The sequence below is a fragment of the Pseudomonas sp. P5_A2_2 genome, from assembly GCF_054177685.1.
In genome coordinates this window covers 1-2572 of the sequence record NZ_JBGCUL010000652.1, presented here as the reverse complement: position 1 = coordinate 2572, position 2572 = coordinate 1, and the positions used below count along the sequence as shown (strand labels likewise).

General features: G+C 58.0%; 3 protein-coding genes. All 3 read left to right on the top strand.

Annotated features, from left to right (window positions below):
* Positions 1-387: helix-turn-helix domain-containing protein (locus tag ACXRVY_RS23700; protein WP_458238395.1), on the top strand; the 387-nt coding region annotated here is incomplete at its 5' end.
* A gap of 39 nt (positions 388-426) precedes the next feature.
* On the top strand, positions 427-1530 hold the full coding sequence (gene dnaN, locus ACXRVY_RS23695; protein ID WP_007969885.1) for a DNA polymerase III subunit beta: 1104 nt from the start codon (positions 427-429) through the stop codon (positions 1528-1530).
* A gap of 20 nt (positions 1531-1550) precedes the next feature.
* Positions 1551-2572: DNA replication/repair protein RecF (gene recF, locus ACXRVY_RS23690; protein ID WP_458238394.1), on the top strand; the 1022-nt coding region annotated here is incomplete at its 3' end.

Here is a 2572-nt window from a genome sequence, read left to right as displayed (position 1 = left end):
CTCAAACGCGTGATCGCCCACTCGCACTTCATGGGTCGCGATATCACCATCGAGCTGATTCGCGAATCCCTTAAGGACTTGTTGGCGTTGCAGGATAAACTGGTGTCTGTGGATAACATTCAGCGCACTGTCGCCGAGTACTACAAGATCAAGATCTCAGATTTGCTGTCCAAACGCCGTTCGCGTTCGGTCGCTCGTCCGCGTCAGGTCGCCATGGCGTTGTCCAAGGAACTGACCAACCACAGCCTGCCGGAAATTGGTGACGTGTTTGGCGGTCGCGACCATACAACGGTCTTGCACGCGTGCCGCAAGATCAACGAACTTAAGGAATCCGACGCGGACATCCGCGAGGACTACAAGAACCTGCTGCGTACGCTGACCACTTGATGAATACCAGCGCAGCTTATTAAGGCAAGGGACTAGACCATGCATTTCACCATTCAACGCGAAGCCCTGTTGAAACCCCTGCAACTGGTCGCAGGCGTCGTCGAACGCCGACAGACCTTGCCGGTGCTTTCCAACGTGCTGCTGGTTGTCGAAGGCCAGCAACTGTCGCTGACCGGTACCGACCTGGAAGTCGAGCTGGTCGGTCGTGTTCAACTCGAAGAGCCGGCGGATCCGGGTTCCATCACCGTGCCGGCGCGCAAGCTGATGGACATCTGCAAAAGCCTGCCGAACGATGCGCTGATCGACATCAAGGTCGATGAGCAGAAGCTTGTGGTCAAAGCCGGCCGTAGCCGCTTCACCCTGTCGACACTGCCAGCCAATGACTTCCCTACTGTGGAAGAAGGCCCGGGTTCGCTGACCTGCAGCCTGGAGCAAAGCAAACTGCGTCGTCTGATCGAACGCACCAGCTTCGCCATGGCCCAGCAGGACGTGCGTTACTACCTCAACGGCATGTTGCTGGAAGTGTCCGCTGGCGTAATCCGCGCCGTAGCCACCGACGGTCATCGTCTGGCCATGTGCTCGATGCAGGCCGATATCGGCCAGCCGGATCGTCACCAGGTCATCGTGCCGCGCAAAGGTATCCTTGAACTGGCACGCCTGCTCACCGAGCCGGACGGCAATGTCAGTATCGTGCTGGGTCAGCACCACATCCGCGCCACCACCGGGGAATTCACCTTCACCTCGAAACTGGTCGACGGCAAATTCCCGGACTACGAGCGTGTTCTGCCTAAGGGCGGAGACAAGCTGGTGCTGGGTGATCGCCAGGCGCTGCGCGAAGCGTTCAGCCGTACCGCGATTCTGTCCAACGAAAAGTACCGTGGTATCCGTCTGCAACTGGCCAGCGGTCAGCTGAAGATCCAGGCGAACAACCCGGAGCAGGAAGAAGCGGAAGAAGAAGTGGGCGTTGAATACAACGGTGGCTCCCTGGAAATCGGCTTCAACGTGAGCTACCTGCTCGACGTACTGGGCGTGATGACCACCGAGCAGGTTCGTCTGATCCTGTCCGACTCCAACAGCAGCGCGCTGGTGCAGGAATCGGATAACGACGACTCGGCCTACGTTGTCATGCCGATGCGTCTGTAATCATGCTCAGCAGAAGCTAGATGTCCTTAAGTCGCGTCTCGGTCACCGCGGTGCGCAATCTGCATCCGGTGACCTTCTCCCCCTCCCCCCGCATCAATATTCTTTACGGCGCCAACGGCAGCGGCAAAACCAGTGTTCTGGAAGCCATCCATCTGCTGGGGCTTGCCCGTTCGTTTCGCAGCACCCGCCTGTTGCCGGTCATTCAATACGAACAACTGGCGTGCACAGTCTTTGGCCAGGTTGAGCTGGCAGAGGGCGGGCATAGCGCCTTGGGCATTTCGCGGGATCGCCAAGGCGAATTTCAGATCCGTATCGATGGGCAGAACGCGCGCAGCGCCGCACAACTGGCCGAGATCTTGCCACTGCAATTGATCAATCCGGACAGCTTTCGATTGCTGGAAGGTGCGCCGAAGATTCGCCGGCAGTTTCTGGACTGGGGTGTGTTCCACGTGGAACCGCGCTTCATGTCAACCTGGCAGCGCTTGCAGAAGGCCCTGCGCCAGAGAAACTCTTGGCTGCGGCATGGTACACTTGACGCCGTTTCGCAAGCGGTTTGGGACAGGGAACTGTGCCAGGCCAGCGCTGAAATTGATGAATACCGCCGCGCTTATATCAAAGCCTTGAAACCAGTCTTTGAACAAACCTTGAGCGATCTGGTTGAGCTTGAAGGCTTGACGCTCAGCTATTACCGCGGCTGGGACAAAGACCGTGAACTGAGTGCCGTACTCGCTGGATCCCTTCAACGGGATCAGCAAATGGGGCATACCCAGGCCGGACCACAACGTGCTGATTTGCGTCTCAGACTGGGCGCGCACAACGCCGCGGACATCTTGTCCCGTGGCCAGCAGAAGTTGGTGGTTTGCGCATTACGGATTGCCCAAGGGCACTTGGTCAGCCAGGCTCGACGCGGTCAGTGTATTTATCTGGTGGATGACTTGCCGTCCGAGCTGGACGAGCACCACCGTCGCGCGCTTTGCCGCTTGTTGGAAGACTTACGCTGCCAGGTGTTTATCACCTGTGTAGATCACGAATTATTGAGGGA